This window comes from Pseudomonas parakoreensis (assembly GCF_021602155.1).
GTDB classification, from domain to species: Bacteria; Pseudomonadota; Gammaproteobacteria; order Pseudomonadales; family Pseudomonadaceae; genus Aquipseudomonas; species Aquipseudomonas parakoreensis.
In genome coordinates this window covers 18,182-42,743 of the sequence record NZ_BQHY01000001.1, presented here as the reverse complement: position 1 = coordinate 42,743, position 24,562 = coordinate 18,182, and the positions used below count along the sequence as shown (strand labels likewise).

General features: G+C 61.9%; 22 protein-coding genes and 2 pseudogenes. 11 read left to right on the top strand and 13 right to left on the bottom strand.

Translation table 11 applies throughout. The annotated features are described in order from the left end of the window. The first annotated feature begins 5 nt into the window (after positions 1-5). Together L6D63_RS00195 and L6D63_RS00190 are read left to right on the top strand one after the other, a co-directional pair. Positions 6-563 (top strand): DUF4136 domain-containing protein, encoded by a 558-nt coding sequence (locus tag L6D63_RS00195; RefSeq protein WP_131671015.1) that lies wholly within the window; start codon positions 6-8, stop codon positions 561-563. Between the two features lie 252 nt (positions 564-815). After that, a complete protein-coding gene (locus tag L6D63_RS00190) occupies positions 816-2,816 on the top strand; it encodes a pilus assembly protein TadG-related protein (protein WP_131671016.1) in 2,001 nt (666 codons plus the stop codon). On the opposite strand, the gene L6D63_RS00185 is transcribed toward L6D63_RS00190, so the two are convergent. Further along, complete coding sequence (locus tag L6D63_RS00185; protein ID WP_131671017.1) at positions 2,813-5,560, bottom strand: PAS domain-containing sensor histidine kinase; 2,748 nt, start codon at positions 5,558-5,560, stop codon at positions 2,813-2,815. The genes L6D63_RS00190 and L6D63_RS00185 overlap by 4 nt on opposite strands. After that, complete coding sequence (locus L6D63_RS00180) at positions 5,557-6,003, bottom strand: TadE/TadG family type IV pilus assembly protein (protein ID WP_131671018.1); 447 nt, start codon at positions 6,001-6,003, stop codon at positions 5,557-5,559. The genes L6D63_RS00185 and L6D63_RS00180 overlap by 4 nt, the downstream gene beginning before the upstream one ends. A gap of 76 nt (positions 6,004-6,079) precedes the next feature. On the opposite strand from L6D63_RS00180, the pseudogene L6D63_RS00175 reads away from it, so the two are divergent. Beyond that, a pseudogene (locus L6D63_RS00175) lies at positions 6,080-6,328 on the top strand (prepilin peptidase); the annotation flags it as partial. Here the strand turns inward: L6D63_RS00175 and L6D63_RS00170 are convergent. From L6D63_RS00170 to L6D63_RS00155, 4 genes and pseudogenes are all read right to left on the bottom strand, one after another. Then, a complete protein-coding gene (locus L6D63_RS00170; protein WP_236170267.1) occupies positions 6,288-6,497 on the bottom strand; it encodes a hypothetical protein in 210 nt (69 codons plus the stop codon). The pseudogene L6D63_RS00175 and the gene L6D63_RS00170 overlap by 41 nt on opposite strands. 1 nt (position 6,498) lies before the next feature. Next, the gene (locus tag L6D63_RS00165) at positions 6,499-7,383 is read right to left on the bottom strand and encodes a type II secretion system F family protein (RefSeq protein WP_131671019.1); all 885 of its coding nucleotides are present in this window, start codon (positions 7,381-7,383) and stop codon (positions 6,499-6,501) included. An 18-nt stretch (positions 7,384-7,401) separates the two neighbouring features. Then, positions 7,402-8,670, bottom strand: coding sequence for a TadA family conjugal transfer-associated ATPase (locus L6D63_RS00160; protein WP_121183545.1), 1,269 nt, complete (start codon positions 8,668-8,670; stop codon positions 7,402-7,404). Continuing rightward, positions 8,667-8,804, bottom strand: a pseudogene (locus tag L6D63_RS00155) (pilus assembly protein); the annotation flags it as partial. The pseudogene L6D63_RS00155 and the gene L6D63_RS00160, both read right to left, overlap by 4 nt. A gap of 507 nt (positions 8,805-9,311) precedes the next feature. Here L6D63_RS00155 and L6D63_RS00150 point away from each other — a divergent pair. From L6D63_RS00150 to L6D63_RS00140, 3 genes are all read left to right on the top strand, one after another. After that, complete coding sequence (locus L6D63_RS00150) at positions 9,312-10,589, top strand: acetyl-CoA C-acetyltransferase (RefSeq protein WP_131671020.1); 1,278 nt, start codon at positions 9,312-9,314, stop codon at positions 10,587-10,589. A 238-nt stretch (positions 10,590-10,827) separates the two neighbouring features. Then, positions 10,828-11,724: a PA4780 family RIO1-like protein kinase gene (locus tag L6D63_RS00145; RefSeq protein ID WP_041067990.1), complete on the top strand. Its 897-nt coding sequence runs from the start codon at positions 10,828-10,830 to the stop codon at positions 11,722-11,724. A gap of 183 nt (positions 11,725-11,907) precedes the next feature. Further along, on the top strand, positions 11,908-13,152 hold the full coding sequence (locus tag L6D63_RS00140) for an MFS transporter (protein ID WP_131671037.1): 1,245 nt from the start codon (positions 11,908-11,910) through the stop codon (positions 13,150-13,152). Here the strand turns inward: L6D63_RS00140 and cueR are convergent. The 3 genes from cueR to L6D63_RS00125 form a co-directional block, all read right to left on the bottom strand. Further along, on the bottom strand, positions 13,106-13,519 hold the full coding sequence (cueR, locus tag L6D63_RS00135; RefSeq protein ID WP_131671021.1) for a Cu(I)-responsive transcriptional regulator: 414 nt from the start codon (positions 13,517-13,519) through the stop codon (positions 13,106-13,108). The genes L6D63_RS00140 and cueR overlap by 47 nt on opposite strands. Then, on the bottom strand, positions 13,516-15,909 hold the full coding sequence (locus L6D63_RS00130; RefSeq protein ID WP_131671022.1) for a heavy metal translocating P-type ATPase: 2,394 nt from the start codon (positions 15,907-15,909) through the stop codon (positions 13,516-13,518). The genes cueR and L6D63_RS00130 overlap by 4 nt, the downstream gene beginning before the upstream one ends. A gap of 163 nt (positions 15,910-16,072) precedes the next feature. Beyond that, positions 16,073-16,456 (bottom strand): hypothetical protein, encoded by a 384-nt coding sequence (locus tag L6D63_RS00125; RefSeq protein ID WP_047291083.1) that lies wholly within the window; start codon positions 16,454-16,456, stop codon positions 16,073-16,075. Positions 16,457-16,604: 148 nt separating this feature from the next. On the opposite strand from L6D63_RS00125, the gene L6D63_RS00120 reads away from it, so the two are divergent. Together L6D63_RS00120 and L6D63_RS00115 are read left to right on the top strand one after the other, a co-directional pair. After that, positions 16,605-16,805, top strand: a complete 201-nt coding sequence (locus L6D63_RS00120) for a heavy-metal-associated domain-containing protein (RefSeq protein WP_047291084.1) — start codon at positions 16,605-16,607, stop codon at positions 16,803-16,805. A 215-nt stretch (positions 16,806-17,020) separates the two neighbouring features. Then, entirely contained in the window at positions 17,021-18,223 is a 1,203-nt protein-coding gene (locus L6D63_RS00115; RefSeq protein ID WP_131671023.1) for a multidrug effflux MFS transporter, read from the top strand. Between the two features lie 3 nt (positions 18,224-18,226). Here the strand turns inward: L6D63_RS00115 and L6D63_RS00110 are convergent, their stop codons facing one another. The 3 genes from L6D63_RS00110 to L6D63_RS00100 all read right to left on the bottom strand — a co-directional run bounded on the left by L6D63_RS00110 (position 18,227) and on the right by L6D63_RS00100 (position 19,892). Further along, positions 18,227-18,400: a hypothetical protein gene (locus tag L6D63_RS00110; RefSeq protein WP_169842458.1), complete on the bottom strand. Its 174-nt coding sequence runs from the start codon at positions 18,398-18,400 to the stop codon at positions 18,227-18,229. Between the two features lie 152 nt (positions 18,401-18,552). Further along, a complete protein-coding gene (locus tag L6D63_RS00105) occupies positions 18,553-19,566 on the bottom strand; it encodes a zinc-binding alcohol dehydrogenase family protein (RefSeq protein WP_047291086.1) in 1,014 nt (337 codons plus the stop codon). A 32-nt stretch (positions 19,567-19,598) separates the two neighbouring features. Further along, entirely contained in the window at positions 19,599-19,892 is a 294-nt protein-coding gene (locus tag L6D63_RS00100; protein WP_131671024.1) for a putative quinol monooxygenase, read from the bottom strand. 118 nt (positions 19,893-20,010) lie between these two features. Here L6D63_RS00100 and L6D63_RS00095 point away from each other — a divergent pair, with 118 nt between their 5' ends. The 3 genes from L6D63_RS00095 (at position 20,011) to L6D63_RS00085 (ending at position 23,496) form a co-directional block, all read left to right on the top strand. After that, complete coding sequence (locus L6D63_RS00095) at positions 20,011-20,940, top strand: LysR family transcriptional regulator (RefSeq protein WP_095667623.1); 930 nt, start codon at positions 20,011-20,013, stop codon at positions 20,938-20,940. Positions 20,941-21,255: 315 nt separating this feature from the next. Continuing rightward, entirely contained in the window at positions 21,256-21,987 is a 732-nt protein-coding gene (locus tag L6D63_RS00090) for an ArsR/SmtB family transcription factor (protein ID WP_041067961.1), read from the top strand. A 129-nt stretch (positions 21,988-22,116) separates the two neighbouring features. Next, positions 22,117-23,496, top strand: coding sequence for an MFS transporter (locus L6D63_RS00085; RefSeq protein ID WP_131671025.1), 1,380 nt, complete (start codon positions 22,117-22,119; stop codon positions 23,494-23,496). 109 nt (positions 23,497-23,605) lie between these two features. On the opposite strand, the gene L6D63_RS00080 is transcribed toward L6D63_RS00085, so the two are convergent. Next, positions 23,606-24,559: an adenosine deaminase gene (locus tag L6D63_RS00080; protein WP_047291090.1), complete on the bottom strand. Its 954-nt coding sequence runs from the start codon at positions 24,557-24,559 to the stop codon at positions 23,606-23,608. Positions 24,560-24,562: the final 3 nt, after the last annotated feature.

The following is a 24,562-nucleotide window of genomic DNA, read 5'->3' as shown; positions in this document are numbered from 1 at the left end:
CAACCATGTTCCGTCGTCTCGCTTTACTGGCCATGGCCGCGCTGCTCAGTGCCTGCGCTGCCAACCAGGTCAATCACGACTTTGACGCCAGCCGCGATTTCGCCGCCTATCGCAGCTGGAGCTGGAAAGAACCCGCGCTGCAATATCGCCCGGATGATCCACGGATCAAGAGCGACCTGACCGAGCAACGCATCCGCCAGGCCGTCAGTGATCAGCTCGACCAGCGCGGTTTGCGTCCCGCCGCAGCGGGGGCCAAGGGTGACCTGAGTGTGCAGACCTACCTGATCGTCGAAGATCGCCAGCAGCAAGTGACCACCAACTACGGCGGCGGTTGGGGCGGCCCGTGGAACGGTTACTGGGGCGCGCCGATGTACAACGAAACCCGCAACATCATATACAAGGTGGCAACGATCCAGATCGACCTGCTCGACGGCAAGGACGGCAAACTGGTGTGGCGCGGCAGCGACGAGCAAATGCTCAGCAGCACGCCCAATCCGCAGGATCGCAGCAACGCGGTGCGCGAAACCGTCAGCCGGATATTGGCCAACTATCCACCGCACTAGTGCGCCGTAAAAAAACGGGAGCCCAAGAGGCTCCCGTTTTTTTGCCCCGTCACAAATCCCCTGTGGGAGCGAGCTTGCTCGCGAAGACGGCGTGTCAGCCACCTCCATGTTGAATGACACAGCGCATTCGCGAGCAGGCGAGGTCTGCAGGGTTTTGTGCAGCACCAAATGGCGCGTTGCCACTAGCGCCGTCTACACTCAAATCCACCATCGGAGGTAGCGCTCGGCAACGCGCCGGCAAAGGAGTGCGCCATGTCGCCTCGTACGCAGTTCAACGGCCCGGCCCGGCAACGCGGGGCGATCGGCTTGATGGCGGCTGCGACCCTCAGTCTGGCGCTGGTGTTGATGCTGTTGGTGGTCGACACCGGTCGGCTGTACATGGAGCAGCGCAAGTTGCAGCGGGTGGTCGACAGTGCGGCGCTGGAGGCGGTCAGTCGCGGCGGCAACTGCCAGTCAGGCCTCAGCGCCGCGACTTACGCCGGGCAAAGCGCCGTGCGCAATGGCTACACCGTCGATGGCAACAACACGCTGGTGACCACTTGCGGCAGCGTGCAGACCGCCGCTACCGGACTGCGCGCGTTCACTGCCGATGCGACGCAGTCGACGGCGGTGAAAGTCGCTGCCAGCCGCACAGTGACCACCAGTTTTGCCGGTGGGGTACAAGCGCTGTTCACGGGCTCGGCGGTCAGTCTGAACACCACGCTGAATGCTTCGGCTGTCGCCGCCCAGCCGACGCCGACGGTCGCGCAACTGAACATTCGCAGCAACCTTGCGAGCATCAACACCGCACAATCGAACATCCTCAATCCGCTGTTCTCCGGGCTGCTCGGCGGCAACGTCAACCTCACGGCACTGGGCTGGGATGGCCTGCTCAATACCGACATCAACCTGCTCAGCTACCTCAACCAACTGGCAATCAACCTCAACGTCGCTGCCGGTAACTACACGCAACTGCTCAACACCCAGGCCACGGTCACCCAACTGATTCAGGCGGCCGCGACGGTGGTGCAGCTCAACGGCGCGACCGCCACGGTGATCACTGCGCTGGGGCAATTGCAGGTGGCGGCGATCAATGCGGCGCCGGTCAAGCTCGGCGACATCCTGCAGTTGCAAACCGGCACGACAGCGGCCGGGCTGGATGCCAACCTGCAACTGCTGCAATTGATTCAGGGCGTGGTGCAACTGGCCAACAGCAAGAGCGCGGTGGCTGCGACCTTGCCGATCAGCGTGCTGGGGCTGGCGAATGTCACGGTGCGGGTCAAGGTGATCGAGCCGCCGCAGTTCTCGGCCATTGGCGATCCGGCGCGGGCCAAGGCCAATCCGTTGGGGCCGGACCGGATTTATGTGCGCACGGCGCAGATTCGTACCTTCATCTCGGTGAATCTGCCGGTATTGAGTGGGGTGGCTGGGTTGACCAATGCCGTGCTCGGATTAGTGGGTGCCTTGACCCCGACTTTGAATGCGCTGCTGCACCTGGATCTGGCGGCCACATTGAATTCGGTTCTCTGCCTGCTTGGAACCGGTTGCGAGCAACTGGCCCCGAGACTTCTACCCTCTCCAGAAATCGATATCAGTCTGGATGCGGGCGGTGCTCAGAGCTATGTCACAGATTACAGTTGTCCGACAGGTACGACTGGAGTAAAGAGCCTGACTGCCCATACCGTCACTTCCATTGCTGATCTCAAACTCGGCAAGATCGATCCGACCAACGCCTTTTCCTCGTCCGCCGAACCGACGGTCACACCGTTGCCGCTGATTGATCTGGGCATCGAGACTTGCTACGGGCTATTCGGCTGCGACGCGAGCAGCCACATTCAGTTCGGGGCCGGAGGTATCGGCATCATGCTAGACACCAGCGTCGCGAAAAACACTCAAGACCTGCTGTTTTCGAGCGTGAACGCCAGCGTTCCACCGTTCAATACACCGGCCAACCTCAAACTCCCACCTAGTGTGCAGTCAGCAGCCCCAACCACTGACATCGTTGGCAGCCTCGCCGGGACTCTGGCCGGCATCAACTTGACTGTCTACAAACCACAGGGCAGTAATCCTTTGGGCTCTATCGTCACCGGGGTCGCTTCTTTGATCAGCGATGTCACCAACAAATTACTGCCGGTGGTCACTAACTTGCTGGCACCTTTGCTCGACCCCTTGCTCAACAACCTGCTGAAAAGCCTGGGCATCAACCTGATGGACGTCGACGTCGGCGCCAACATGACCTGCGGTCAGACCGGCAAGGCTTATCTGGTGATCTAAACGTCCGGCGCTATCGGCAACTCGATGCAGAAACGTGCGCCCTCCAGCGAGTTGCGCACGCTCAAATGGCCGCCCATGTTTTCAATGATGCCGTAGCTCACCGACAGCCCCAGACCGGTGCCGACGCCCACCGGTTTGGTGGTGAAGAACGGTTCGAAAATCCGCTCCAGCAAACGTGGGTCGATGCCGCCACCGTTGTCCTCAACCCACAGCCGCACCTTGCTTTCATCGCGCTCGGCGTAAATCGAAATCCAGGGTTTGAATGACGCGTCCTTCTCGCGTTTGCCGAGCAGCGCATCGCGGGCATTGACCATCAGGTTGATCAGCACCTGTTCCAGTTGATCGACATAGCCGCGCACCTGCACGCTAAAACCGGTTTCGCTGATCCGCAGGTCGACACCTTTGCCGCGCATGCCTTCGGCGAGCAACGACAGCGTCCCTTCGATGGCCGAAGCCGGATTGAACAGTTGCTGCTCGACCTCCGAGCGGCGACCGAACACGCGCATGTGATCGACCACTTTCGCCGCGCGCTGCACCTGGGCGTCGATGCGATTGAGTTTGTCGGTCAGGTAGTCGATCTGCACATCACCATTGCCCAGACGCTTGAGCACGTTGACGATGGCCATGCGCATCACGTTCAGCGGCTGGTTGATTTCGTGGGCCAGGCCGGTGGCCATTTCGCCGAGGGTGGCCATTTTCGCGCTTTGTGTGAGTTGCTGTTGCGAGCGGCGTACCTCGGTGTTGTCGCGGCCCACGGCCTGCACTTCGAGCAGGCGCCCGTGTTCATCGAACACCCCGCGATCGGACCATACCCACCAGGCATGTTCGCGCCCAGGTAATTGCAGGCTGATTTCGGCGGTGCTCACCGGCAGCTCTGGAGTCAGCAGCGCCAGGCGTTGCACGAAGGCGGCGCGTTGTTCGTCGGACATCCAGCTGCCCAGATCGACCCCCGGCAATTGCTCCGGCGAGCATTCCAGATAAGTCGCCAGTGGCCGGTTGCCGAAGGTCAGGGTCAGGTCCGGACGATAACGGCAAATCATCGCCGGCGAGTCTTCCACCAGAATCCGGTAGCGCTCTTCGCTCTGTTTGACCTGTTCGGCGGCGAGTGTCGCTTCGGTGACGTCCAGCCACAGGCCGACGGCTTCGACTGGCAGGCCCAGGTCATTGCGCAGCAGCTTGGCTTCATCGAGTAGCCAGTGGTATTCGCCGCGCGCGTCGCGTAAACGAAAGCGCGCGCGCACCGAGCCTTCACGCAGCAGTTGGCGGGTGCGGGCGAAATACAGATCGCGGTCTTCAGGATGAATCAATTGCACCCAGTCAGTGCCAATGCCCTCGTCCGGCGTCCAGCCCAGCAGCGGCTGCAAACTGGCGCTGAAGAAATCGGGACGTAGCGCGCCCTCGACGTAACGCTGCACATAAATCACTGCTGGCGAACTGGCGATCAGGTTGTCCAGTCGCGCGTGCGCAGCTTCGGCTCGCTGCTGCTGGTTCCGGATGTCGCTGATGTCGAGCATGAACCCCACCAGGCGCCGCTGTTCACCGCTGCCGGCGACCTGACCTTGCACGCGATACCACAGCGGTGGTTGTCCTGGTTCGCTGCGGTGCAGACGAACGCTCAGGCTCAGGGCCTCGCCGTGCAGTTGCAGGGCGTGCACACGGCTGCGCAGTTCTTCGCGGTCGGCCGGATGAATCAGCGCCAGCCAGGCTTGCAGCGAGATTCGCGCGCTGTCCGCCGGCAGCGCAGCGAGCAGCGACGGCGCCAGCAACACGTCGTCCCCGAGCATTTCCCACCAGCCGGTACCCAGCAGGGTTTGCAGCGACTCGAGGCGCTCGGTGTAGTGATGATGTTGCTGATCCCGCAGACGGCTGAGCAGCGGGCCGGCGAGCGCGCCGGTCAGTGACATCCAGTCGCGGTCGCTCAGGTGTGGCGCGACAACGTCCACGGTGTAGAAACCACAGAGCAGCCATGCCGCCACCCCGCGATCATCGCTGTAGGGCACGGCGAAACCATCGGCGTTGCCGAAGATCGCTGCAACGCGCGAGTGTTCGAACAAACCGTGATGCGCGCCGAGACGCTGCGGTGCGCTGCCGTTGAGGCTGTCGAGCGGCGTGCCCAGACGCTGGCCGTCCTGCCACAGCATGGGGGCATCGTGGGCGCGATAGTGTTGAAAAATCTGCCAGCCCTGTGCCTGTTCGTCGAGCAGGGCGATGGCCAGGCACGGGATTCGCCAGCGCTGGGCGATGGCCTGCAACTGCTCGCTGAGTACCACCGGCAGGCGCATCAGGCTGCAGGTGCGCAGGTGGTCGCTGATCTGCCCGGCAAGGGCCTGACAGGATTCGCGGTGGCGCGATTGCTGGCGCTCCAGCAGCAGGTCGCCGATGTCCATCAGTTGCAATACCCAGCCCGCCGCCGAAGGCTGCACCCAGCCGCGCAAATGCAGGGTCTGGTCACTGAGTCCGGGGAAATCCAGGTCGAGCATTTGCCCCTGCCAATCCTGCGGCCGGCCTTCGATCGCCAGCGTACTGTGGGCGAGTAAATAGGCCGCCAACGGCAGCGGCGAATCGTGTGGCGGCTGTTGCGCCAACAGATGACGCAACGGCCCGGCCATCTGCAGTACGCCGCCGTCGTGATCCAGGTGCAGGTGCAAACCCTGCGGCGGTGAGCCGAGGTGGTCGGGCAGTTCGCTGGCGGGCGCGGGCGCACGTTTGAGCAGGCGTCCGAGCAGATGGTCGCCGGAGGTCAAAATTTCAGGCTCGACGCGGCGGAGAGGGTGGCGGGCAGGCTCGGCACGGCACCCACGCTCGGTAGCACCAGAAACGGAATGACCTGATTGAGCTTGCTGGTGGGGTAATCGACTCTGACCGTCAGCGTACCTTGAGTGGCGTCATACACCGCTGAGGTGTCGACGCCGACCACCAGGTTCAGCGCGGGTGGCACCCACTGCAACTGCTGGGTCAACGCGGTGTTGGCAGTGCTCACCACCACGGAGGCATAACCGGGCGTGTTGGGGTCGACTGCGACGCTGCGGCGCACCGCTTCGGATGTCGCCTCATTGAAGGTCTGCATCAATACAAACGGCAGGCTGTAACTGACCAGCGCGTAGAACACGGCAAAAAAAATCACGAATACCAGGGCGAATTCGATCGCCACTGCGCCTGCCTGTGATTTTGCGAAGCCGGTTTTCATGACTGCGTCTACCCTGACGTTCACTGCGTAGTATCAGCATAGAATCAATCAGCAAAATCGGACGGGATTTAACCGGATGCAGAGTTTCGTTCTCCTGATCTGGCTGGCCGTGTGCGCCGTCCAGGATGCCCGAAAACGGCGTATCGCCAATGCACTGACATTCGGCGCGGGAGCACTGGCGCTGATCTATCTGCTGGTGACTGGCACGACCTGGCTCGGTGCCGAAGCGCAGCAGGGACTGTGGGCGGGCGTGATCGCTCTGGTGTTGACCCTGCCGGGGTACTTCATGGGGCGCATGGGGGCCGGCGATGTGAAACTAATGACAACTTGCTGTTGCCCAGCGCTCGCAGCCAGTTGCCGAAACGGCTCTCACGCACCAGATGCCCCTGCAACCGCTGGTTGACCTGGCGCACCCGACGCCGCTCCGTCAGCAAGTGATTGACCACCAGCAACAGTGCGCCGAGCAGCAGCATCAGAGCGGCGAGATAGACCATGTCAAACACTCCGCAACATGCGCCACAGCGCCAGGCAGCCGGTCACTTGCAACACCACGGCGATGATCAACATGGTCCGCCCACCGCCGTCGTGCCACATGCCAAGCATGTAGCCGGGGTTGGTCAGCATGAAGTAGCCCACCAGGATCACCGGCAGCGAACCCAGCACCCAGGCCGTCATACGCGTTTCGCCGGTGAGCGCGCGCAGTTGCCGGGCACCTTGGTCACGCTCGCGGATCAGCTTGATCAGGTTCTCCAGCAACTCGCTGGCATTGCCGCCATAGCGATGATTGACCTTCAGGCCGAGGGCGAACATGCGCAATTCGTCCTGTTCATAAAGCTCGGCAAAGTCACTGACCGCATCCGGCAGATTGACGCCCAGTTGCACGTTGCGTTGCACCCGGCCCATGGCTTCTTTCAGCGGATCGTCACTCGACTCGATGCCGCCCATGACCGCGTCACTCAGGGTGCGGCCGGACTTGAGACTGCGCACGGTGTAGTCGAGCAACTGCGGTAACTGCTCGATCATGCGTTTGATCCGTCGGTGGTACCGCCAGGACATGTACAGACGCAGAATCAGCGGCGGTGCCAACAGCATCGTCAGCAGACCGATCCAGCTCGCCAGCAGATACCCGAGGACAATGGCCACGCCCCACAAGGTCAGCCACAGGCCGAAACGTTCGTTGGGACGGCCCAGCCCCGCACGCAGGAACATGCGTTCGAACCCGACCCACGCCGGTTTCTGGGCAACGAGTTGTGGCTGCCCCGCCGCGAGGCGATTGAGCACCCGTTCGTTGCCGCTCTTGTGGATGCCGTGCACGAACAGCCAGATCGACAGTCCGAGCAGAATCAGACAAAGCAGGATGAGAATGACCGGTCCGATCATGATGTGCGTCCCATGCTCTCAGCTCAGGTTCATCTCGTGGCGCAACTTGTCGCCGGCCGGATTGACCGCTTCGCGCAGGAAGCCGAAACCGGTACGCCGATCAAGGCGAAACAAGGTGTTGGTGACATAGATGTCTTCGCGGATGCCGACCACTTCCACCACCTCGCTGACACAACGGCGGCCGTCCGGCATGCGGGTCAGCTGGATGATCACGTCGAGGGCGGCGCAGATCATCTGGCGCAGGGTACGCTCGGCGATCGAGCGTCCGGTCAGCCCCACCAGCGTCTCCAGGCGCAGCAGCGCATCCTGCGCATTGTTGGCGTGCACGGTACTCATCGAGCCGTCGTGGCCGGTGTTCATCGCGGTCAGTACATCGACCACTTCGACCCCACGAATCTCGCCGAGGATGATCCGGTCGGGACGCATGCGCAGGGCGTTGCGAATCAGGTCGCTGGCCTTGACTTCACCGTGACCCTCGGCATTTGGCGGGCGGGTTTCCAGGCGCACGACATGCGGGTGGCCAAGCTGCAATTCGGCCACGTCTTCGATGGTCACCAGACGTTCGTGGGGGTTGATCAATTGGCTGAGGATGTTCAGCAGCGTGGTCTTGCCGGTGCCGGTACCGCCGCTGATGAGCACGTTGCAACGCTTGCCCACCGCCTCTTGAAGAAACTCGAAAATCGCCAGATCGATGGTCTGCATCGCCATCAGGTCACTGCTCTTGAGCATGTCCTTGCGAAACTTGCGAATCGACAGGCACGGGCCATCGAGAGCGATCGGCGGGATGATCGCGTTGACCCGACTGCCATCCGGCAGGCGGGCATCGACCATCGGCGAAGACTCGTCGAGGCGTCGCCCGAGTGGCGCGAGAATCCGCTGCATGACCCGCTCGACGTGATGCGCATCGATAAAGCGCAGGTCACTTTGATGCAGCACACCGTCGCGCTCGATGAACACCCGGTGCGGGCCGTTGACCAGAATCTCGGTCACCGACGGATCGCGCAGCAGCACTTCCAGCGGGCCGAAACCGGTGAGTTCATCGACGATTTCTTCGGCCAGGCGCTCCATCTCGTAGCGGGAAATCGCCAGGTGCAGACGGGCGATGTATTCGGCGACCTTGTCGGTGACAAATTGCGCCAGCAACTGGCGCGAGCCTTCCAGCAGGTTCTTCCCCGACTCTTCGATGGCGTCAATGATGTAGCGATGCAGGACCAGCTTCAGGCCTTCGTGATCGGTGTTGCCGGTCGCGCCGTGCTGCACCGCGCCGAACAGTTTTTCCGCGCTCATGAGGTGCCTCGCAAGCGGTCGAACCAGGTGACCTTGGGTTTGGCCAGGCCTTCGGAGCGCTTGGCCAGACGTTCGCCGAGGGTGCGCAGGCTCTGTGTGAGTTTTTCCCGCGGGGCCAGTTCGAACAGGCTGACGCACGGCCTTGAGTTTCGGCCCGTGTCCGGGAATCCACGCGGTGGCCAGCGACGGTTCTGTGCCGTAGCTGTAGATCGCATCGGTCAGGCGGTTGGCGAATGCAATGACCCGCTCGGCCAGCGGCCCGCCGCCGATCAGCAGCGCACCGTCTACCGGCCGCAGGCGCCCGGCCTGCCAGCGTTCCAGCCGCACCGGCGACGGCAGGCCCAACGCCCCGACCAGACGATGGCCGATGGATGAGTTGGCGAAGTCGATATAGCGGTCAGACATGGAACGCTCTCCAAAAGTTGGGGTTCAAAGTGTGGACTACCAACGGCAATCAATCGTTCGATCCACGCAATAAGGCCTACGCTAGAACAGCAGAGTAGACCACCGTCCCTGTGGGAGCTGGCTTGCCAGCGATGGCGCAGTGTCAGCCACTGGAAATGCTGGATGTGCCGGCCCTATCGCTGGCAAGCCAGCTCCCACAGGGATTTCCCTGAATTCGGATCAACAAGGAGCTTTTCATGAGTCAGCTGCGCCGCGTCGCCATCATCGGTGGTAACCGTATTCCTTTCGCCCGCTCCAACGGGCCGTACGCCACCGCCAGCAATCAGGTGATGCTCACCGCCGCCCTCGAAGGTCTGATCGAACGCTACAACCTGCACGGCCAGCGAATCGGTGAAGTGGTGGCCGGTGCGGTGCTTAAATTGTCACGGGATATGAATCTGACTCGCGAATGTGTGCTCGGCTCGCGGCTGTCACCGGCCACCCCGGCCTATGACATCCAGCAAGCCTGCGGCACCGGGCTGGAGGCGGCGCTGCTGGTGGCGAACAAAATCGCCCTCGGCCAGATCGATTGCGGCATCGCTGGCGGCGTCGACACCACCTCGGACGCGCCGATCAGCGTCAGCGAAGGCTTGCGCAAAATCCTCCTGCAGGCCAACCGCGCCAAGACCACCGGCGACAAGCTGAAAACCTTTCTGCAACTGCGCCCACGGCACTTGATTCCGGAATTTCCGCGTAATGGCGAGCCACGCACCGGCCTGTCGATGGGCCAGCACTGCGAACTGATGGCGCAGACCTGGAACATTCCTCGTGAAGAGCAGGATCAACTGGCCCTCGACAGCCATCACAAACTCGCCGCCTCCTACAGCGAAGGCTGGCACAACGACCTGATGACGCCGTTTCTCGGTCTGACCCGCGACAACAACCTGCGCCCGGACCTGACCCTGGAAAAACTCGCCACGCTCAAACCGGCCTTCGAAAAAAGCGCGAAGGGGACGCTGACGGCGGGCAACTCCACGCCGCTCACCGACGGTGCCTCGGTGGTGCTGCTGGGCAGTGAAGAATGGGCGAAAGAGCGTGGTTTGCCGATCCTTGCCTATCTGCGTGACGGCGAAGCGGCGGCTGTGGATTTCGTCAACGGCGCCGAAGGGCTGTTGATGGCACCGGTGTATGCGGTGCCGCGTCTGCTGGCGCGCAATGGTCTGACCTTGCAGGACTTCGACTACTACGAGATTCACGAAGCATTCGCCGCGCAGGTGCTGTGCACGCTCAAGGCCTGGGAAGACCCCGAATACTGCAAGACCCGTCTTGGACTGGATGCGCCGCTCGGTTCAATCGATCGCAGCCGCTTGAATGTCAAAGGCAGCTCGCTGGCGGCGGGGCATCCGTTTGCCGCGACGGGCGGGCGGATTGTCGCCAATCTGGCGAAACTGCTGGATGCGGCGGGCAAGGGCAGGGGGCTGATCTCGATTTGCGCTGCCGGCGGCCAGGGTGTCACCGCAATCATCGAACGCTGAGCGCAATTCCCCGGGGGAAATGCATGCGATGTCAGATTCTGTCGCAAATGCCCTTGACGACCGATCACTACAAGCCCGGTGGGCTCGGCTATGATCGGCAACGGTTGGTCGATTATTTCGGCACAGTGTGTGCATCCACAGGGTTCACAGGTCGGCAACCCCTCCCCGTAGCGCGAGGATTGCCGTATAACGAGTGACATTCGCGTGTTTGGTAATAAAGGACCCACAATAAAAGCTGATGAAGACTCCAAAACGCATTGAACCCCTGATCGAAGACGGTCTGGTCGACGAAGTGCTGCGCCCACTCATGAGTGGTAAAGAAGCAGCTGTTTATGTGGTGCGCTGCGGTAACCAGTTACGTTGCGCGAAGGTCTACAAGGAGGCGAACAAACGCAGTTTCCGCCAGGCAGCCGAGTATCAGGAAGGGCGCAAGGTGCGTAACAGCCGGCAGGCGCGGGCGATGGCCAAGGGTTCGAAATTCGGTCGCAAGGAGACCGAAGACGCCTGGCAGAATGCCGAAGTCGCGGCGCTGTTCCGCTTGGCCGGTGCCGGCGTGCGAGTGCCCAAGCCGTATGATTTTCTCGATGGCGTGCTGCTGATGGAACTGGTGGCCGACGAATACGGCGATGCCGCGCCGCGTCTGAACGACGTGGTGCTGGAGCCGGATCAGGCCCGCGAATATCACGCGTTCCTGATCTCGCAGATCGTGCTTATGTTGTGTACCGGTCTGGTGCACGGTGACCTCTCGGAGTTCAACGTGCTGCTGACCCCGACAGGTCCTGTGATCATCGACCTGCCGCAGGCGGTGGATGCCGCCGGTAACAACCACGCGTTCAGCATGCTGGAGCGGGATGTGGGCAACATGGCTTCATACTTCGGGCGCTTTGCCCCGGAGCTGAAGAAAACCCGTTATGCAAAAGAAATGTGGGCGCTGTACGAAGCCGGCACCTTGCACCCGAACAGTGTGCTGACCGGCGAGTTCGACGACCCTGAAGACCTGGCCGACGTTGGCGGAGTGTTGCGCGAGATCGAAGCGGCGCGTCTGGATGAAGAACGCAAGCAGGCGATCCGTGCTGCCGACGATGCGCCCAAAGGCAAGTCCGACGAACCACCGCCGCCACCGTGGATGCAGTAAGCGCTTGAACAGAAACCCGGCTTCGGCCGGGTTTTTTGTGCCCGCATGTTCCTTCACAACACCTCACTGTGGGAGCTGGCTTGCCAGCGATAGTGGAGGTTCAGCTGAAAAATTTTATCGGATGTACCGGCCTCTTCGCTGGCAAGCCAGCTCCCACAGGGGCCGGTGGTGTCTATGGACTTTATGTGGGAATCTTGTCAGCCCTCGCACACTCAAGGATTGAATGTGAACGCCCGCCTCATCATCAGCGCCCGGCTGATCTCCGACTTCGGCGCTTTCCTCAACATGGTCGCGCTGGCGACGTACGTTTACCTGCTGAGCAACAGCGCCATGAGCGTCGGGGTGTTTCTCGCCAGTCGTGTCGGCGGGGGGATTTTTGCCAGCCTGATTGGCACTCGCTTTTACCGGCGCTGGAACGGCCGGGGGCCGTTGATTGCCTTCGATCTGCTGCGCGCGGTGTTGCTGGGCCTGCTGTTGATCCTGCCGGTGAGCCAGCAGGCGTTGCTGTTGCCGGTGATCGCTTTCGGCCTGGGTTTTGGCAACTCGATGTTCGCTATCGGCCTCAACAGTCAATTGCCGAGGCTGATCGAAGCCGCGCAGCTACTGAAAACCAATGCCTGGCTCACCTCGGCTTCATCGGCGGCAATGGTTGGTGGCAGCCTGGTGTCCGGTTTGCTGGTGGCGGCGTTCGGTTTTGAAACGGTATTCGCGCTCAACGCACTGACCTACTTGCTGGCGGCGTTGTTGATTGCGCCGTTGCGCTTCGCCGCTGCAGACGTCAGCGAACAATCGACCAACGAACGCAGCGAATGGTCAGCCTTGAAACAAGGCCTGCGCAGTGCTCCGGTGATTGCGGCGATGCTCGCCGTGACCATGGCTGACACCTTGGGCAGTGCCGCGCACAACGTCGGCTTCCCGATCATCTCCAAACTGCTGACACCCGACTCGGCCAGCACCACGCTCGGCCTGATGCTGGCGGTGTGGGCCAGCGGCAAACTGCTGGGTGCGCGGATTGCCAGTGGCCTCAAAGGTTCTGATAACCGTGATCTGGAGCGACGGTATTTCTTCGGCGTGGCGTTAATGTCCTGCGGTTTTATCCTGATGTTCCAGCAGCACAGCCTGCTCGGTCTGCTGCTGTTTTCCCTGCCGGCGGGGTTGGGTGACGGCATTTCCGAGGTCGGCCTGATGTCGCGCCTGCAACGCGAACCGGAGCATTTGCGCCTGCCGGTCTTCAGCTTCCTGACCTTGCTGCAAATGACCGGGTTCGGTGTCGGCATGTTGATCGCCGCGCCGTTCTACGGCTGGTGGACGCCGGGTGCCGTGGTGCTGCTGTTCCACGGCATCCCGCTTGGTACGTTGTTGACCGTTAAGCTGTTGGCGCTCAGGCGCGGGCGGGTAGCGCGCAGCAGCCCGACGCCAGTTCCTTGAGGATCGGGCAGTCGGGGCGATGGTCGCCATTACAGTGCTCGACCAGGTCCTGCAGGGTGTCACGCAACTCGCCGAGTTCGCGGATCTTCTGGTTCAGCTCGTCGATGTGCTGTCGCGCCAGGGCCTTCACATCGGCGCTGGCGCGCTGGCGATCCTGCCACAGGGTCAATAGCTTGCCGACTTCCTCCAGAGAAAATCCCAGGTCCCGCGAGCGCTTGATGAACGCCAGTGTGTGCAGGTCTTCATCGCTGTAGACCCGGTAGCCGCTGTCGGTACGATGGGCGGCCTTGAGCAGGCCGATCGACTCGTAATAGCGGATCATCTTCGCGCTCAGGCCACTGTGCCGGGCCGCTTGGCCGATGTTCATCGGTGCTCCTCCAGATCCTTCGGTTTCCAGGTTTTCAACAGTAGCGCATTGCTCACCACGCTGACGCTCGACAATGCCATTGCCGCGCCGGCCAGCACCGGGTTGAGAAAACCGAACGCCGCCAGCGGAATGCCGATCAGGTTGTAAACGAAGGCCCAGAACAGATTCTGGCGGATCTTCGCGTAGGTCTTGCGGCTGATCTCCAGCGCGGCGGGCACCAGCCGTGGATCACCGCGCATCAAGGTGATGCCGGCCGCGTGCATGGCCACGTCGGTGCCGCCGCCCATGGCGATACCGATGTCCGCTGCGGCCAGTGCCGGGGCGTCGTTGATGCCATCACCGACCATCGCCACCACCCCGGTTTTTTTCAGTTCGGCGACGGTGGCGGCTTTGTCGGCGGGCAGCACTTCGGCGTGCACGTTCTCGATGCCCAAAGCCTCGGCGACGACTTTCGCGCTGCCGCGGTTGTCGCCGGTCAGCAGATGGCTGTGGATACCCCGGGCGGCCAGTTGTTGCACCGCTTGCAGTGCGCCGGGCTTGAGCGTGTCGCCGAAGGCGAACAAACCGAGCACTTGTGGTTCCGGGCTTTGCTCGATCAGCCACGACAGGGTCCGGCCTTCCGCTTCCCAGGCCTGGGCGGCGTCGGCGAGATCACCCGCGTTGAGGCCGCTTTCCTCCAGCATACGCCGGTTGCCCAGCGCCAGGCGCCGACCGTCAAGATGGCCGGCAATGCCGCGCCCGGTCAGGGACTGGCTGTCGCTGACATCGGGCACGTTCAGCCCGCGCTCGGCGGCCGCGTCCAGCACGGCTTTGGCCAGTGGATGCTCGCTGCCGCGCTGCAGGGCACCGGCCAGCGTCAGCAGGGTATTTTCATCGCCATCCAGCGCACTGAAATGGGCGATGCGCGGCGTACCGGACGTCAGCGTGCCGGTCTTGTCGAAGACCACGTTGTCGACCTCATGGGCTCGCTCCAGTGCTTCGGCGTCCTTGATCAGAATGCCGTGACGCGCGGCCACACCAGTGCCGGCCATGATCGCCGTCGGCGTGGCGAGGCCGAGGGCACACGGACAAGCGATCACCAGCACGGCGACGGCGTTGATCAACGCGGTTTCCATAGGCGCGCCGTACAGCCACCAGCCAATCAACGTGACGAGGGCAATCAGCAACACAGTGGGCACGAACACCTGGCTGACTTTATCCACCAGTTTCTGAATCGGCGCTTTCGCTGCCTGGGCGTCTTCCACCAGCCGAATGATCCGCGCCAGCACGCTTTCCGCGCCGAGGGCGGTGGTGCGCACCAGCAAGCGGCCTTCGCCGTTGATCGCACCGCCGGTGACCTGGTCGCCCGGCTGTTTTGGCACTGGCAGGCTCTCGCCGCTGATCAGCGCTTCGTCAGCGTGGCTCTGGCCTTCCAGCACTTCACCGTCCACCGGGAAGCGTTCGCCGGGTTTGACCAGAACAAGATCGTTGAGGCGCAGGGCGCTGATCGCCACGTCTTGCTCGCGACCATCGATGACTTGAATCGCCCGTTCCGGGCGCAAGGCTTCGAGGGCGCGGATGGCGCTGGCGGTCTGGCGCTTGGCGCGGCTTTCCAGATATTTGCCAAGCAGCACCAGCGCAATCACCACCGCTGACGCTTCGAAATACAGATGCGGCATGCGCCCGGCGGCGGTGGCCCATTCGTACACGCTCAGGCCATATCCGGCGCTGGTGCCGAGGGCGACCAGCAAATCCATGTTGCCGGCGCCGGCACGCACGGCTTTCCACGCGGCCACATAAAATCGTGCGCCGAAAATGAATTGCACCGGCGTGGCAAGGGCAAATTGCACCCAGGCCGGAAGCATCCAGTGAATGCCGAATGGTTGCAGCAGCATCGGCAGCACCAGCGGCAAGGCCAGAGCGATGGCGCAGATCAGCGCCCAGCGTTCATGTTGCAGGCGCTGTTGCTGGTTATCCGCTGCGGGATGTTCGGCTTGCCAGACGCTGGCCGAGTAACCGGCCTTGCTCACGGCGTCGAGCAGCAATTGAGGATCGATCTGACCGAGCAATTCGAGGTGGGCGCGTTCGTTGGCGAGGTTGACGCTGACGCTCCTCACCCCGGGGACTTTGTTCAGGGCGCGCTCGACGCGACCGACGCACGAGGCGCAGGTCATGCCGTCGATGCTCAGCTCCACGGTTTGTTGGGGGACGCTGTAACCGGCGCGTTCAACCGCCTCCATCAACGCCGGCAAGCTGTCACCGGGTGCCTGGACGCGGGCCTGTTCGGTGGCGAGATTGACGCTGACGCCACTGGCGCCGCTGACGTTGCGCAACGCCCGCTCGACACGCCCGGCGCAACTGGCGCAGGTCATGCCGGCAATCGGCAGATCGAAAGTGATGGAATCGGACATCGGTCTTACTCCCTGTAGAAGATGTCTACAAGGATCAACCTTGCCATGCGGGCAAGGTCAAGCGCCAATCTGAAAAGCAAAAGATCGCAGCCTTCGGCAGATCCTACAGGTGGATTGCATTCCAATGCAGGAGCTGCCGAAGGCTGCGATCTTTTTCGTTGACTCAATATTCGAGGGCGGCAGGTCGCAGGTACAAGCCTTTGGCGTTGGCCGCGATCCGGTACTTGAGCACATCGCCGGCCTTGAGCGAGATCTGCTGCGCGGGCGGCGCGAGCATGCCTGCCTGGCACCCCGGCATCTGGCCAGGCAATTGTTTCAGACGAATGGAAATCGTGCCGTGCGGCAGATTGAACGAAGTGGTCTGCTCCTGAAGCAGGCGCGCCGCCAGTTCGTCATTGAGATATACGCCAATCTCACAGGAAGTCGGCACTTCCAGGCGCTCGCGCGAGATGATCAGAACCGCATAGTCCTCACCGGTCGCATTGGCCTGAGGCAGGGCGGCAAAGAGGCTGAGCAAGCCAAACAGGCTGAAAGCTGACCAGCGCATGGCTGAATCTCCTGAATTTGAGTCATTGATGCACGCAGCTTGGCTGAGCGCAGCGCCGATTGCCAGCCCGGCAGTTTTACGCAGAACTTGACCTTGCCATGGTGGCAAGCTCGACACTGCCGGCAACCTCACTCAAAGGAGTCCCTCCATGCAAGTGTTCAGCGTTCAAGGCATGTCCTGCGGCCACTGTGTCAAAGCCATCACCAACGCCGTGCAGGCGAAAGATCCGGCAGCCAGCGTGCGGGTCGATCTGGCAGCCAAAGAAGTCGGCGTCGAGAGTTCGCTCAGCCCCGAGCAGGTGATTGAGGTCATCAGCGAAGAGGGCTACCCGGTAAAACTCGCCGGATGATCAAAAGCCAAAAGATCGCAGCCTTCGGCAGCTCCTACAGGAAACGCATTCCAATGTAGGAGCTGCCGAAGGCTGCGATCTTTTGATCTTTGCAGGCAAACTCCACAGTGCAGTTCGTCTGACTTTTTAATAGTTAGCGAGCTATCGGAATGTTCAAGGTGTCTTTGCGCGGCTAGACTGTCGGGCTGCCGACTCCAATCCAACCTGGATGCCTGATGAACTTCCGTACCATTCTGATTCTCGGTGCCTTGAGCGCCTTCGGTCCTCTGGCGATCGACTTCTATCTGCCGGCGTTCCCGTCAATGGCACTGGCCTTTGGCACCGATGAAAAGCACGTCCAACTGACACTGGCAGCGTATTTCGCCGGTCTGTCGATCGGGCAGTTGTTGTATGGCCCGGTGGCCGACCGGTTTGGTCGGCGCCTGCCGCTGCTGGTCGGTGTCGGCCTGTTCACGCTGGCCTCATTGGCCTGCGCCTATGCACCCAATCTGCAATGGCTGATCGGGGCCCGCTTCGTCCAGGCCTTGGGCGGCTGCGCGGGGATGGTGATTTCCCGGGCGGTGGTCAGCGACAAATGCGATGCCGTCGGTTCGGCGAAAGTCTTCTCGCAGTTGATGCTGGTGATGGGTTTGGCGCCGATCCTTGCACCACTGCTCGGCGGTCTGCTGGTCAACACCACGGGCTGGCAGTCGATCTTCCTCGTGCTGACCGGCTTTAGTGCACTGGCCGGCCTCGCTGTGGCGCTGGGGTTGCCGGAAAGCCTGCCGGCCTCCGTGCCGCGCCAGCCGCTGTCCGGTGCGTTGCGTCAATACGGCCGGTTGTTCGGCGACCGGGTGTTTCTCGGCCACGCACTGACTGGCGGTATCGCGGTCGCCGGAATGTTTTCCTACATCGCCGGCTCACCATTTGTCTTCATCAAACTGTACGGCGTACCCGCCGAGCACTTCGGCTGGCTGTTCGGTACCAATGCAGCGGGTTTCATTCTGGTGGCTCAGGTCAACGCGCGGCTGTTGGCCAAGCGCGGTCCGTCCTTCCTGCTGGCGCGAGCGGTGTGGGTATACCTGTTGGCCGGCGTTTCGCTGCTCGCGGTCAGCGCGATGCACACCGAAGCATTGTGGCCGCTGTTGATTCCGTTGTTCGTGTGCATTGCCAGCCTCGGCTGCATCCTGCCCAATGCTGCGGCATGTGCGATGAACGGCCAGGGTGCGCGCGCCGGGAGTGCCTCGGCGCTGATGGGCTGCCTGCAATTCAGCGTGGCCTCCGGCGCGGCCTCGCTGGTGGGGGTCCTGCACGACGGCAGCGCCATGCCGATGGCCATGGTCATCAGCCTGTGCGGACTGCTGGTGGTGAGCATTGCGATGTACACCCGGCGTTTGCAGAATGCCCGGACACTGGCGCAAGCACAGGCCGAAGCCTGAACGTCAGCCGACGGCGCGTTGTTGTCCGGGCTGGGGAATCTGATGGGGCGCGTGCAGGCGCGCTTCGAGGGTACGGGTGAAGGCGAGGGCTTCGGCTTCACTGCGAAAGGTCACGGCGTGCTGGTCCAGACGAACCTGCCATTGAGACTTTGCCACTTCTTTTATCAGGATCTTCATTGCTGACCTCCCTTGTGTAAAAGATGCATCGCAGAGGGTTCGAGTGTAGACCTGAATACGATCGCATTTGTGACAACGATCAAGCATCTGACTGACGGCAAAAAACAGCGCCGGCCCTTAAAGGACTGGCGCTGATGACGACGTTCGGGTTTTCAGAAACTTTCTAAAACAATTTTGCCCTTGGCTTTGCCGCTTTCCAGTAACTCGTGCGCGCGTCGCAGGTTCGCCGCATTGATCGTGCCGAAATGCTCACCCACCGTAGTCTTCAAGGTCCCCGCATCAATCAGCTCGGCCACGCGGTTGAGCAGTTTGTGCTGCTCGATCATGTCCGGGGTTTCGAACAGCGAGCGGGTGTACATGAATTCCCAGTGCAGCGACAGGCTCTTGCGCTTGAGCTTGCTCACATCCAGTGACTTGGGATCGTCGATCAGTGCCAGTTTGCCTTGCGGCGCCAAGGCCTCGACCAGTTGATCGAGGTGCAGATCGGTCTGGGTCAGGCTGGCGACGTGGGTCACGTGGTCGATGCCGGCGCGCTTAAGCTCTTCGCTCAACGGCTGGCTGTGGTCGATCACCAGATCGGCGCCCAGCTCAGTCACCCAGTCGCGAGTCTGTGCACGGGACGCGGTGCCGATCACCTTCAGGCCGGTCAACTGGCGGGCCAGTTGGGTGAGGATCGAACCGACGCCGCCAGCGGCGCCGACGATCAGCAGGCTTTGACCTTCATCGGTCTTGCCCTCACGGATCTGCAGGCGTTCGAACAGCAATTCCCACGCGGTGATCGCGGTCAGCGGCAGGGCAGCGGCTTCGGCGAAACCCAGGGACTTGGGCATGTGGCCGACAATCCGCTCATCCACCACGTGCAGTTCGCTGTTGCCACCGGCACGGGCGATGGAGCCGGCGTAGAACACCTTGTCACCGGCCTTGAACAGCGTCACTTCGCTACCGACGGCTTTGACCACGCCGGCGACGTCCCAGCCCAGCACTTTTGCCGCGCCGTTTTCCGGCGCCACGTTCTGCCGCACCTTGGTGTCGACCGGGTTGACCGAGATGGCTTTGACTTCCACCAACAGGTCGCGCGGGCCGGCGACCGGCTCCGGCAGTTCGATGTCTTGCAGGGATTTTTCGTCGCTGATCGGCAGGGAAGCGTAATAGGCGATGGCTTTCATGACTTGCTCCGTAGCGGTAATAGAAGAAGGGCTCAGGCGATGCTGCCCAGGCGTTTCAATTGGAAGTGTTCGATACAGTGGCCGGCTGTGGCCTGGAAATTCTGGAAGTGCGCGCTGGCGTTGTGCGCCTGGAGGATTTCTTCGCTGGCCCAGTGTTCGATCACATAGAAAGTCAGCGGGTCGGCGAGGTCGCGGTGCAGGTCGTACTGGCCGCAGCCTTCCTCGGCGCGGCTCGGCGCAACCAGTGCGCACAGAGCGTTTTCGAGGGTGTCCTGCTGACCGGGTTTAGCGATCAGGGTGGCGATGGCGGTGAATGCTTGGGACATGTTTGGCTCCAGTCGCGGGATAAATGGGCTTGGGCCAATCATTGGCTATTTCTCGGCGCGATAAAACCGGCTAAAAGAGCAGTCTCTTTCAATTTTATTTTGATAATCGAGGCTGAGAATGCTGCGTTTCGACGATTTACAGTTGTTCGTTCGCGCTGCAGACCTGGGCAGTCTGTCGGCAGCCGCGCGGGTGATGGACATGTCTGCCGCGGTGGCCAGCGCCGCGCTCAAGCGTATCGAACAGCAACTGGGCGTGCGCTTGCTGGCGCGTTCGACCCGCAGCCTGCGCCTGACCGCCGAGGGCGAAGGCTTTCTCGAATATGCCCGGGCCGCGCTCGGTTCGCTGGACGAGGGCCGGCGCTTTCTCTCCAGCGCTCAGGATCAGGTCAGCGGCATCCTGCAGTTATCGGCGCCTTCGGATTTCGGGCGTAACCTGCTGTTGCCGTGGCTCGACGAGTTTCAGCGCGAGCACCCGAAGCTGACCGTGCGGCTGTTGCTCGGTGACCGTATCGCCGACCTGTTCCGCCAGCCAGTGGACATCGCCCTGCGCTACGGCGAACCGGAAGATTCGAGTCTGGTGGCCCTGCCCATCGCCCCGGACAATCGCCGCGTGCTCTGCGCCTCGCCGGCCTACCTGGCGCGCCACGGCGAGCCGCGTCAGCTCGAACAATTGGCGCAGCACAATTGCCTGCTGTACATGCTCGGCAGCCGCGTGCATGACCATTGGAGTTTTCATGACGGCAAGCGCGAAGTCGGCCTGACGGTCAGTGGCGATCGCTTCAGTGATGACGCCGACGTCGTACGGTTGTGGGCGGTGGCGGGGGCGGGTATTGCCTATAAATCGTGGCTCGATGTCGGCACCGATGTCCTTGCCGGACGCCTCAAAGTGTTGCTGCCGGAGCTTCTCTGCGAGCGTGCTCCGCTGAATCTGTTGTGCGCCCATCGCGCGCAATTGAGTAAGCCGGTAAACCTTTTAAGGGAAATGCTCGCCAGCCGATGCGTCGAATTGAGTAGTCAATTTCCCCATTTCCCGAAAGTTGATCATTAGTCGCAGGCAATTAGCGAAATTTCACTCAGGAACTATCACCATTCGTGTCAGGCACGGCGCAGGAAGCAGCGTGCATCCCGCTTATACTAGCGACCGCCTCAAACCTGCACCGACAACCGGCCAGGGCAGAATCAGGCGATTTTTCCAGGACCGTGCCTGCGCCATACAAACGCTGTGAACACACCATCGACGGGTGTGGCAGTGCTGACCTGGCTTGCACCGGCTCATGGCGTTTTACCCGTCTTGGCCGACGACACATTACTGGTCAAGATGTCTTCGAGCAGTAGACGATACGATTCAACAGGGAGTGAATACATGGAACATGCACCTTGCATCAGCCAGATCGCCACGCTGCTGGCCGACCCCAAGCGCAGCGCGATGATGTGGGCGTTGATGGATGGCTCGGCCCGCCAGACCGAGGAGCTGGCGCTGCTGGCAGGGCTGTCGCCGTCGTCGGCCAGTGCGCATCTGGGGCGTTTGTCCGCGGGTGGCCTGTTGAAAGTCGAGGTCCGTGGACGCAAGCGCTTCTTCCGCCTGGCGGCTCCGGAAATCGCAGCCGCCATTGAAGCTCTGGCCAGTGCCACGATCGCCAGTGCGCCGCGGGACGTTCCTCACGTATTCAAACGCTCGACGCCGATCAACAATCCACGAACCGCGCCGTCCTCGCTGCTGCGTGCGCGCTTTTGCGACGATCATTTGGGCGGCACGCTGGCCGCCGATCTGTACCAGCGTTTGCTCGATGCCGGTTGGATCGAACAGATCGAGCAGCGGGTCGTGGTGACGCTCAAAGGCTCGACGCAGCTGGCAAATCGCGGGGTGTTCATTCAGGCCCTGGCTCATCGCAAGGCCCAGGTGGCGTGTGCCTGTCCGGACTGGAGCGAACGCCGTCCGCATCTGGGCGGTTCACTGGGCGCCGCGTTGCTGCAATTGTTCATGCAGTCCGGCTGGCTGGTGCTGCCCAAGGATTCTCGCGCATTGCAAGTCACGCCGGCCGGACAGCGGGAAATCCACTGTTTCGCCAAGGAAGTCGAGCTGGAACTGGCGTAATAGAGCATTCGCCGGTCAATACTTCGGGGCTTGCGTCGTCTGTGACTGCGAACAGGTCGTATCCAGAAAAAGCGTTGAGGCGTTATCGCGCACACTCGGTCCGCACACTTCGTGGATGGGGGATGAGGTATGGATACGCGAAACTTCAGCGCGGCAGAACGCCTGGAACGGCTGCCGCTCAGCGGTTATCACCGGGGCATTTTCATCATCATCGCCTTGGCGTTCTTTTTCGACTCCATGGACCTGGCCATGATGACGTTCCTGCTCGGCTCGATCAAAAGCGAGTTTGGCCTGAGCAGTGCACAAGCCGGCCTGCTCGCCAGTTCGAGTTTTTTCGGGATGGTGCTGGGGGCATCGCTGTCGGGCATGCTCGCCGACCGCTTCGGGCGCAAACCGGTGTTTCAGTGGAGCATCGTGCTGTGGGGCGTGGCCAGTTATCTGTGTTCGACCGCGCAAACGGTCGAGAGCCTGACGCTGTTCCGCATCCTGCTGGGGATCGGCATGGGCATGGAGTTTCCCATTGCGCAGTCGATGCTCTCGGAGCTGATCCCGGCGCAACGGCGCGGGCGCTACATCGCATTGATGGACGGTTTCTGGCCATTGGGTTTTGTCGCTGCCGGCGTACTGTCTTACTTCCTGCTGCCGTTGATTGGCTGGCGCGACATCTTCCTGGTATTGGCGGTACCGGCGGTGTTTGTGCTGGCGATCCGTTTTTTCATTCCCGAATCACCGCGCTGGCTGGAGCAGGCCGGACGTCACGCAGCGGCGGACAAGGTCCTCGGCGCCATCGAGGCACGGGTGCGCACGTCTCTTGGCGTTGCGACATTACCTGAGCCGGTGCGCCTGCCAAGGACAGTGACGCCCCCGGGCAACTTCTTCTCGGCCCTGCAGCAGATCTGGTCGCCGCAATACCGCCAGCGCACGACGATGATCTGGAGCCTGTGGTTTTTCGCCTTGCTCGGTTTTTACGGACTGACGTCGTGGCTCAGTGCCTTGTTGCAGCAGTCGGGTTTCGCCGTGACCCAGTCGGTGTATTACACCGTGCTGATTTCACTGGGCGGGATTCCCGGGTTTCTGATGGCGGCGTGGCTGGTGGAGCGATGGGGGCGTAAACCGGTGTGCATCGTCACTCTGCTGGGCGGCGGGGTGATGGCGTTCATCTATGGCCAAAGTGCGGTGTTTGGGGGCAATGTCGCGCTGTTGATCGGCTCCGGATTGTTGATGCAGTTTTTCCTGTTCGGCATGTGGGCGGTGCTCTACACCTACACACCGGAGTTGTACCCGACTTCGGCGCGCGCCACGGGCTCGGGCTTTGCCTCAGCGATTGGGCGTGTCGGTTCCCTGCTCGGGCCGCTGGTGACCGGATTGGTGTTCCCGATTACCGGGCAGGGCGGGGTGTTTGCGCTGGGGGCGCTGTGCTTTGCGATTGCGGCGGGGGTGGTGTGGCTGTTCGGGATGGAGACGCGGGGCAAGACGCTGGAAGAGCTTACAGAGTCGACACCGGTGTAAGTGTGGGAGCGAGCCTGCTCGCGAAAGCCGAGTGTCAGACAACTCAAACTGTGACTGACAAGAAGCCTTCGCGAGCAGGCTCGCTCCCACATCGGTTATGCGGTGTTGCTTACGGTTTTACCAGGCGCGCATCCAGGCTGTTCTGCGCCAGGCGCTTGGCCTGATCCTGAGTCATGCCCAGGTGTTCGTGCAGCGCGTGGAAGTTCTCGGTGACGTAACCGCCGAAGTACGCCGGGTCATCCGAGTTGACGGTGACCTTCACTCCACGCTCGAGCATGTCGAGGATGTTGTGCTTCGACATGTGATCGAACACGCAGAGTTTGGTGTTCGACAGCGGGCACACGGTCAGCGGGATCTGCTCGTCGATGATCCGCTGCATCAGGCGTTCGTCTTCGATGGCGCGTACGCCATGGTCGATACGCTGGATTTTCAGCAGGTCGATGGCTTCCCAGATGTACTCGGGCGGGCCTTCTTCACCGGCGTGGGCGACGGTCAGGAAACCCTCGTGGCGGGCGCGGTCGAACACACGCTGGAACTTGCTTGGCGGGTGACCCATCTCCGAGCTGTCGAGGCCGACGGCGACGAACGCATCACGGAACGGCAGCGCCTGATCGAGGGTTTTCTGTGCTTCGTCTTCGCTCAGGTGGCGCAGGAAGCTCAGGATCAAACCGCTGGTGATGCCCAGTTGCTGCTCGCCATCCTTGAGTGCCGCTGCGATGCCGTTGAGCACGACTTCAAACGGGATGCCGCGGTCGGTGTGGGTCTGCGGGTCGAAGAACGGTTCGGTGTGAATCACGTTCTGCGCTTTGCAGCGCAGCAGGTAGGCCCAGGTCAGGTCGTAGAAGTCCTGCGAGGTGCGCAGCACGTCGGCGCCCTGGTAATACAGGTCGAGGAATTCCTGCAGGTTGTTGAAGGCGTAGGCCTTGCGCAGGGTTTCGACATCGCTCCACGGCAGGGCGATCTTGTTGCGTTCGGCCAGGGCGAACAGCAACTCAGGCTCCAGCGAGCCTTCCAGATGCAGGTGCAGTTCGGCCTTGGGCAGGGCGTTGAGCCAGTCGTACATATG

Coding starts and splice junctions, on each gene's coding strand:
- L6D63_RS00195 (WP_131671015.1), top strand. CDS start 6: ATGTTCCGTCGTCTCGCTTTACTGGCCATGGCCGCGCTGCTCAGTGCC.
- L6D63_RS00190 (WP_131671016.1), top strand. CDS start 816: ATGTCGCCTCGTACGCAGTTCAACGGCCCGGCCCGGCAACGCGGGGCG.
- L6D63_RS00180 (WP_131671018.1), bottom strand. CDS start 6,003: ATGAAAACCGGCTTCGCAAAATCACAGGCAGGCGCAGTGGCGATCGAA.
- L6D63_RS00170 (WP_236170267.1), bottom strand. CDS start 6,497: ATGGTCTATCTCGCCGCTCTGATGCTGCTGCTCGGCGCACTGTTGCTG.
- L6D63_RS00165 (WP_131671019.1), bottom strand. CDS start 7,383: ATGATCGGACCGGTCATTCTCATCCTGCTTTGTCTGATTCTGCTCGGA.
- L6D63_RS00160 (WP_121183545.1), bottom strand. CDS start 8,670: ATGAGCGCGGAAAAACTGTTCGGCGCGGTGCAGCACGGCGCGACCGGC.
- L6D63_RS00150 (WP_131671020.1), top strand. CDS start 9,312: ATGAGTCAGCTGCGCCGCGTCGCCATCATCGGTGGTAACCGTATTCCT.
- L6D63_RS00145 (WP_041067990.1), top strand. CDS start 10,828: ATGAAGACTCCAAAACGCATTGAACCCCTGATCGAAGACGGTCTGGTC.
- L6D63_RS00140 (WP_131671037.1), top strand. CDS start 11,908: ATGTGGGAATCTTGTCAGCCCTCGCACACTCAAGGATTGAATGTGAAC.
- cueR (WP_131671021.1), bottom strand. CDS start 13,519: ATGAACATCGGCCAAGCGGCCCGGCACAGTGGCCTGAGCGCGAAGATG.
- L6D63_RS00130 (WP_131671022.1), bottom strand. CDS start 15,909: ATGTCCGATTCCATCACTTTCGATCTGCCGATTGCCGGCATGACCTGC.
- L6D63_RS00125 (WP_047291083.1), bottom strand. CDS start 16,456: ATGCGCTGGTCAGCTTTCAGCCTGTTTGGCTTGCTCAGCCTCTTTGCC.
- L6D63_RS00120 (WP_047291084.1), top strand. CDS start 16,605: ATGCAAGTGTTCAGCGTTCAAGGCATGTCCTGCGGCCACTGTGTCAAA.
- L6D63_RS00115 (WP_131671023.1), top strand. CDS start 17,021: ATGAACTTCCGTACCATTCTGATTCTCGGTGCCTTGAGCGCCTTCGGT.
- L6D63_RS00110 (WP_169842458.1), bottom strand. CDS start 18,400: ATGAAGATCCTGATAAAAGAAGTGGCAAAGTCTCAATGGCAGGTTCGT.
- L6D63_RS00105 (WP_047291086.1), bottom strand. CDS start 19,566: ATGAAAGCCATCGCCTATTACGCTTCCCTGCCGATCAGCGACGAAAAA.
- L6D63_RS00100 (WP_131671024.1), bottom strand. CDS start 19,892: ATGTCCCAAGCATTCACCGCCATCGCCACCCTGATCGCTAAACCCGGT.
- L6D63_RS00095 (WP_095667623.1), top strand. CDS start 20,011: ATGCTGCGTTTCGACGATTTACAGTTGTTCGTTCGCGCTGCAGACCTG.
- L6D63_RS00090 (WP_041067961.1), top strand. CDS start 21,256: ATGGAACATGCACCTTGCATCAGCCAGATCGCCACGCTGCTGGCCGAC.
- L6D63_RS00085 (WP_131671025.1), top strand. CDS start 22,117: ATGGATACGCGAAACTTCAGCGCGGCAGAACGCCTGGAACGGCTGCCG.
- L6D63_RS00080 (WP_047291090.1), bottom strand. CDS start 24,559: ATGTACGACTGGCTCAACGCCCTGCCCAAGGCCGAACTGCACCTGCAT.